Annotated in this window: 7 protein-coding genes; 5 read left to right on the forward strand and 2 right to left on the reverse strand. The window is 69.6% G+C overall.

The window, feature by feature from the left end; all coding sequences use genetic code 11:
- Window positions 1–82 precede the first annotated feature (82 nt).
- From A6A27_RS37765 to A6A27_RS37785, 5 genes are all read left to right on the forward strand, one after another.
- Window positions 83–1,084, forward strand: a complete 1,002-nt coding sequence (locus A6A27_RS37765) for a DUF4192 domain-containing protein (protein ID WP_073839453.1) — start codon at window positions 83–85, stop codon at window positions 1,082–1,084.
- Window positions 1,085–1,202: 118 nt separating this feature from the next.
- On the forward strand, window positions 1,203–1,730 hold the full coding sequence (locus A6A27_RS37770) for a hypothetical protein (RefSeq protein WP_073839454.1): 528 nt from the start codon (window positions 1,203–1,205) through the stop codon (window positions 1,728–1,730).
- A 309-nt stretch (window positions 1,731–2,039) separates the two neighbouring features.
- On the forward strand, window positions 2,040–2,369 hold the full coding sequence (locus tag A6A27_RS37775; protein ID WP_073839455.1) for a hypothetical protein: 330 nt from the start codon (window positions 2,040–2,042) through the stop codon (window positions 2,367–2,369).
- 279 nt (window positions 2,370–2,648) lie between these two features.
- Window positions 2,649–3,686, forward strand: a complete 1,038-nt coding sequence (locus A6A27_RS47865) for a helix-turn-helix domain-containing protein (RefSeq protein ID WP_083673188.1) — start codon at window positions 2,649–2,651, stop codon at window positions 3,684–3,686.
- Window positions 3,687–3,918: 232 nt separating this feature from the next.
- A complete protein-coding gene (locus A6A27_RS37785) occupies window positions 3,919–4,362 on the forward strand; it encodes a hypothetical protein (RefSeq protein WP_073839457.1) in 444 nt (147 codons plus the stop codon).
- A gap of 360 nt (window positions 4,363–4,722) precedes the next feature.
- On the opposite strand, the gene A6A27_RS37790 is transcribed toward A6A27_RS37785, so the two are convergent.
- A complete protein-coding gene (locus tag A6A27_RS37790) occupies window positions 4,723–5,448 on the reverse strand; it encodes a hypothetical protein (protein WP_073839458.1) in 726 nt (241 codons plus the stop codon).
- 587 nt (window positions 5,449–6,035) lie between these two features.
- Window positions 6,036–6,218 carry a hypothetical protein gene (locus A6A27_RS37795; protein ID WP_073839459.1) on the reverse strand — a complete coding sequence of 61 codons (183 nt, stop codon included), beginning with the start codon at window positions 6,216–6,218 and terminating at the stop codon, window positions 6,036–6,038.
- Window positions 6,219–6,680 lie beyond the last annotated feature (462 nt).

Here is a 6,680-nt window from a genome sequence, read left to right on the forward strand (position 1 = left end):
CCGGCCACTTCGCGCATTCCAGCCCCGGGCACGGCCGATCAGCCGTGCCCGGGTCCTCATCTCGGAGACAACAGGAGACATCGTGAGTGACCCGAACATCCCTCGGCTACCGATCACCTCACCCGGCGACCTGCTGGCTGCCGTGCCCTACCTGCTCGGCTTCAATCCCATCGACAGCGCCGTGATTATCGGCCTCACCGGCACCCGCGTCGTCGTAGCCAGCCGCACCGACCTCCCCCAACCCGGCGACGTCGCCGCCTGGGCCGACGAATACACCCTCACGCAGATCCGCATGCTCGCCAACGCGGCGGCTACCCGCGCCATCGCCGTCGGCTACGGGCCCGCCACCACCGTCACACCGGTCATGGACACCGTCATCCCACGGCTGACCGCCGCCGGCACCGACATCTTCGACGCCCTGCGAGTCACCGACGGCCGCTACTTCTCCTACACCTGCCAGGACCCCGCCTGCTGCCCCATCGACGGGGTGCCGTTCGACCCGCGCCGCAGCGACATCACGATGCACGCCATTGTCGCCGGCTGCCACGCTCTGCCCGACCGGGCGGCGCTCGTCGCCAGCGTCGCGCCCACCACCGGGCCTGCCCGCGTCGCCGTCACCCGCGCCACCGCTCACGCCAGATCCCGCCGCCGCGCCCTGATCAACCAGGCCGGGCGTGACGGGCTGATCCGCGCCGGCGACGACGCCGTCCGGGATGCGTTCGCCCGCTACGCCGACGAGCACACCCTCACCGACGACGAACTGGCCTGGCTCACCGTCCTGCTCCCCGTCCCGGCGATCCGCGACGCCGCCTGGCGGGCCACCGACGACAAGCCCTGGCAGGCCGCCATGTGGGCCGACATCACCCGACGCGCCCACCCGCCCCTGGCAGCCCCACCGGCCAGCTTGCTCGCCTTCGCCGCGTGGCGCCGCGGCGAGGGCGCGCTCGCCTGCGTCGCCATCGACCGCGCCCTGGCCGCCCACCCCGGCTACACCCTCGCGCAGCTCATCGACCGGGCGCTGCGTGCCGGGTTGCCCCCGTCCGTGCTCGACGGCTGGCCCCACCCCGAACAGCCCACTGCCTGACCCCTCGCCCCGCGCATCCATTCCGACGCGCCGGGGTGACGCCCTGACCAGCACGACCGCACCCGCCGTCTGACACAGGCGGCGGGTGCGCCCCCACCTACCCAACGAGGAACCCCGGATGACCGAACCCACGGCGACCAGCCAGGCACCGCCGACACTCGAATTCGTCCTGCGCCACGCCTGGGACGCCTTCCATCCCGGCCAGCCCGCCCCACTGGGATGGCTCACCCACACCACCACCCAAATCCAGGCCTACGTGGACGAGCACCACACCGACCCGCAGACGCAGCCGCCGACCGTGCCCGCGGAATCGCTGCCGCAGCTGCGCAGCCGCGTGTGGCACGCGCTACGCGACGCGGTCATCTCGCACGACATCGACGTCGACGCCGCCAACCACATCCTGGACGCCGTAGACCTGCCGCTGCTGCCGCGCCGCTGGCAGGTCCGCCTCACCTTGACCGTGGTCACCGAGGTGACGGCCACCTGCCGTGAGGACGCCTTCGACACCGCCGAAACCGCCGTCGAGACCGCCCTCACCGGCGCCGAACTCGAGGCCCGTATCGAGTGGGACGGCCGCGAACGCGACAACGCCGACCCCGGAGAGCTCGACACCACCGCAGCCGAATACCCAGGCCCCGACCAGTGACGACCACAGCGGCGTCCCTCGCCTTGACGTCCGCAGCGCCGTGGCGACGCCACCCGCCCGCCATGGCAACGGGCCGGCGGCTGCCGTCAACACAGCCCGCCGACGCTGCCTCCATGCCGATCCTGGCGCCCGGCCGCCTGTGGCTGGTGGCAGCTGATCCCAGAAGCCGGTCGGCGACTTGATCTAGGCGCAAAGTCGAGCGTCACTCGTCCCGGCCGCCACCCCGGCGTACCCGACAGCGCACATCCCCACAGCGCTGGCCGGGGTGGCGGCCACCCAGGCCGACACCGCCCGCGAAGGGGACTACCGATGAACCAGCCGCACCGCCACCGCATACCCCCCACCGTCACCGACGTGCCGCTGTGGCTGCTCGCCACCGACGTCGCTTCCGCTCACCTCCCCCACGCCCACCATCCCGACCGCTGCGCCAACCTGCGCTGCGCCGGCCAGCCGTACCCGTGCTCGCCGGCACGCGACGCCCGCCGCGCCTATCAGGCGGCGACCCGTCCCCGACCATTCGCACGAGGTCGGGCGCACGTCACTACCCCGGCCACTGCCGCGCGGTACGCCGACTGGTTCCAGCCCGCACGACCGCTGGCACCCCCACACCGGCTACTGCCCACATCGAGTGCCGCCTGACGGCCCGACCACCACACGCGGTGACGTCAGGCGGGACACCGGCCCCTCGCCGAACCCGCCACACGTCGCTGCGTTTCCGCTTACCCGGCTGTAGGGCCTGTCGATGCCTCAACGCTGCCACCAAGCGCGGCCGCCAGGCGGCCGCAGGGCCGAGCAGGGGAACTGCTGCTCGGCCCGCTATGCCGCACCTGCGACCGCCGCCCGTGAGCCGCACGCACGCTCCGGGTGGCGGGCTCCGCCCCCTGAACCACCGACAAACATCGGAGATTCCACCCCGCCATGAGTATTGAAGCTGTCTCCTGGGCGCTCAGCCGCGCCCCCGACGTTCCACCACAGTGCCTCGCCGTGCTCATCGGCCTGGCCAACCACGCCGACGCCGCCGGCCGTGCCGCCTTCCCCTCCCAGGAACGCCTCGCCCACTACGCCCGCAAGACCGTACGATCCGTACGCCGCGACCTGGACGAGCTGGAACGCCTCGGCCTCATCCGCCGCGGCGACCAACGCCACACGGCGTTCCTGCCCGCGGACCGCCGGCCCGTCGTCTGGGACCTCGCGACGCACCGCCGCCGCCCGCTGCCGGCAAGCCTCGACCCGTCCGCCGAACCGCAACCCGGCCGCCCCACCGACGTCCACAACCCTGTGGATAACCGGGAGGACGTCCACGTCCCCCCGGTTATCCACCGGCCGGACGCACACGTCCAAACGGCCGGACGTACACGACCGAACGACCGGACGCACACGTCCGACGAACCGTCCTTAACCATCCACAACCAAAAACGCGCGCGCCCGCGAAGCGGCATCGCCTCACCAGCCGACGTCCGGGCTCGGCAGTGTCCCCAGCACCGCGGATCGCCAGCCCACAACTGTGGGCCCTGCCGGGCGGAGCGTCTCGGGCGTGAGGCCAACGACCGCCCGTCCCCTGACCAGCGCGCCACGGTTGACAAGCTGCGGCCGGCCTCTGCTCCGAGCGCCGCACCGCATGACCATCGACGCCCAGCAGCCCCGCCCACCACGGTGGTGGATCGGCCCGCTGCCTCGCCGACCCTGCATCGGAGGCACCGTGATCATGATGCCGGCGACGGCCTCACCCGCCGTTGGTTGTCGCCATACGCAGCGGCCACGGCTCCACCACCGCCCTACGGGCACACGTCAACCGAGAGCTACAGACCAGCCCGCACCGCTACCGGCGCAGCTTCCGTCCCGCCGCGCCATCGCACGCCGATTAAAATTAGGAAATGTAAAGGACAGGCGGAGGTCGCTCGACAACCACCTGGCTTGACCTGCGCCGCTATGCCGGCCGCCACGTCCAGGAGCTGACCGCCGTTGACCGTCGGCTCTCGCCCCGACGGCGACGCTCACCCATATAGCTCCGTCTCTGATCCGGGTGGGCGATCTCCGCGCTTGAGCGGCACTCCTCGCCCAGTGCCGCCGCCGACCATAAAGATCAAGTTATCGACAGAAGCTAATTCTTGCCCGCCGATCGCTGTACGGCGAGCGCTTCTTAGCGCTAGCATTGGCGCACTCGTTCCATCATGGAGACAGGAGGCTGATGGCGCTTATGTACGGGCGTATCAAGTCGTTTCTTGCAGCCGGAACCGCGGCCCTTGTCGCTGCCGTTTCGCTGGCGGTCGTCAGTGCTTCTCCGGCAGCGGCCGCGATAAGCTGCCGGGGTGAGTATTTCCCGGCGGGGAACATCGTGAGCCAATGGAGTCAGGTGAAGAACACGGCGACGTGGACCACGGTAGCCAGCAACACGACCACGCCCTACTGCCAGGACATCCAGGTCAGGGTTGGGGGACTCCCCAACGACTACGAGTACTTCTGCGTCGTGTTCAAAGACGTCACCAGCAAATGCAACTATGCCACGACGGTGTATAGGAATAACGCATGGTACACCATTGCGACGAATGTCAGGGATGGCGTGCGCTACGACATTCAGGTATTCCTGCGGAATGGACGGTCCGGCGACTTCTTCTTTGATTACGCCGGCTAAAGTGTCCTCAACGCGGTGGGTGGTTCAACTCGTTGAACCACCCACCGGCGGCGTCCAGGACTTTTGCGTCGAAAAGCGGCGTGTGTAGTGGCATCGTCGGACTCGGGCTTGATGGCGTCGGTGCCCGAGAACATCAACTTCCGGGCACTACCCCAAGACGCCGACCAACGCTGAGTACGGCAAGACGAAGCTGACCATGCCGGTTCTCGCACTCGGCGCCCGAGCCAGCCTCGGGGAGGCGGTACCTACCCAGGTCGCGCAGGACGCCACTGTCGCGGCACGTCCACGGCCTCCGCGGTCTCTATCCCGCGCGTTGAAGCGGCGCTCCTGTTGGCCCGCCTGACCCGAGACCAGGTTCCCCTACTCAGAAACTGGTCCGGCTTGCCGGCGACGCAGCGTGCGGATCCACCCCTGGGCAGTGTGCCGCGGCACGTTGTAGTGGTCGGCGACGGCATTCACACTCCCGGCCTGCTGGTAGACCGCTTCGAGATCGGCCGGTGAGCGCCGGTATACCCGCCCCTCGCCCCCGGAGGCCGCACCTTCGGAGGTCCGCTTCGTGGCCTTCCCTGCCGTACGCGTGGCCTTGGCGTCCGCCGCGGTCTTCCCCTTGCCCCCGCGGCTGCGGGTCGCGCCACCGCCCGACGCCCGGCTGGCCTTCTTCACCTCGCTTGCCGTGGTTGCCGGTGACACCTGCTTGGGCACCACGACGTCAACCGCGTCAGCTTCCACGGTGCTACTCGCAGCCGGCTCATCGGCAACCGTTGTAGGGGCGGTGGACTGGACCGCCGTCGACTCGGCGGCGGGCTCCCCGTCGTCAACGGACATACCGGCGGCTGCGGGCACCTCGTCGGATACGGCAGCCGGCGGCGTCGTTATCGCCTGCCGCCCGCTGGCGGCGGGCGCGATCGCCTTCAAGAGCATGTCCAGATCGACCGCAGGGATCTGACCCGCGGTCAGCCCGTCCCCCTGCCCGGCGCGTACCAGCAGTTCGGTGATGCGCGGGATGCTGTCGCTGACCTCGACCTTGAGGGTTGTGGTCGCTCGACTGGCATCGTCCGCGGCGATTGTGATGGTGTAGGAACTCATCGAAACATAGCCTCCAATGTGGATACGATTGTCGCCTCATGTAAGGCGCCCGGCAATGGGACAGAGACTGCACCTGTTCACCGGTCGGTGTTGGTGAAGAAGATACCGCAGGCCCCTGAGCTGATATTTCAACCCATCACCCATCCAGGTCTGTCGCTCAAGCGGTACGGCTCTGGTGTTGCGGATCCTGTTCGCGGTGGTGGTTGCGGCTTCGTGGTGCAGCCGCTTGACGGCGCTTTGTCCCTGTCACGGATCTGCCGCAGACAATGCGCGGGTCGGCGCCAATCGCCGCTCGGTAAGCACCAGCGCAGACTACGTTCGCTAGCCGAGAGCAGCGACAATCGGCCCGTGGTAGGGCCAGTGATGGCCGTCCCGGTGGAGCCCATCTCGTGTCCGTCATCGCCAGACACAAGGCCGCGATCCGACCCGACCATGCCGTTCGATCAACGAGTCCTCCTGACGATCGGACGGTTCCACTCGCCGCTCGTGCCGAGCCCCGAGGGAGAAACGGGCCCTTTCGTCGTTGGGTCGCGCTTTGCGGTGCCGTCTGTGGTCGTCAAGCCGCGGGGCGGCACAGGACGGCGGGTTCACTGGCGGGGGCTGTCGGCGAGGTGACCGTTGATGTGCGGTGGGCTGCTGGGCGGTGGTGGTGGCCAGTGGCGGCGGACGGTGCGTTCGGACCGGCCGATGCGCTCGGCGATCTGGGCGGGGTGAAGGTCGGGGTCGCGGTGGTGCCAGTAGGCCACGGCGGCGGCCGTGTTCGAGGGCACATTGTCTGGCGGCCTGTCATCTGAGGGATCCGGCGGCTGGTCCGTGGGATTGCCGTCGCCGGGAGGCGTCGGTCGCGTGTCGCGCGTCCGGATCACCTCGCGCGTGTCGCCGTCATGGGTGCGGGTGCGCGGTCGAGGCCGGTTGGCGGTGTTGGGTGTGCCGCCGGTGTTGTCGGCCTGGGGGTGGTGTCGGTGGCGTTTGGCCGCAAGAGGGACCCTGTTGGCCATTTGATGGCCTGGTAGGGCGCGCGTCGCGCGTTGGTCGGGCTGCGGCTTTGCGATGGTCGGGCGCGGTCGTCTTCCCCCTTCCCGGCCGTAGGATCGGGTGTCTGATGTCGATGCAGCCGTTGCCGTGGCCCGAGCCCGCGGGAGAGATCACCCGGGCGGTCGCGGAGATGTATCGGGGGCGGCGGGCGCCGTTGCCGGTCGCGGTCCGTGACGAGTTGGAAGAGCTGTTCGCCG

This window comes from Micromonospora sp. CB01531, assembly GCF_001905095.1.
Taxonomy (GTDB): Bacteria; Actinomycetota; Actinomycetes; order Mycobacteriales; family Micromonosporaceae; genus Micromonospora.

Coding starts and splice junctions, on each gene's coding strand:
- A6A27_RS47865 (WP_083673188.1), top strand. CDS start 2,649: ATGAGTATTGAAGCTGTCTCCTGGGCGCTCAGCCGCGCCCCCGACGTT.
- A6A27_RS37785 (WP_073839457.1), top strand. CDS start 3,919: ATGGCGCTTATGTACGGGCGTATCAAGTCGTTTCTTGCAGCCGGAACC.
- A6A27_RS37770 (WP_073839454.1), top strand. CDS start 1,203: ATGACCGAACCCACGGCGACCAGCCAGGCACCGCCGACACTCGAATTC.
- A6A27_RS37790 (WP_073839458.1), bottom strand. CDS start 5,448: ATGAGTTCCTACACCATCACAATCGCCGCGGACGATGCCAGTCGAGCG.
- A6A27_RS37775 (WP_073839455.1), top strand. CDS start 2,040: ATGAACCAGCCGCACCGCCACCGCATACCCCCCACCGTCACCGACGTG.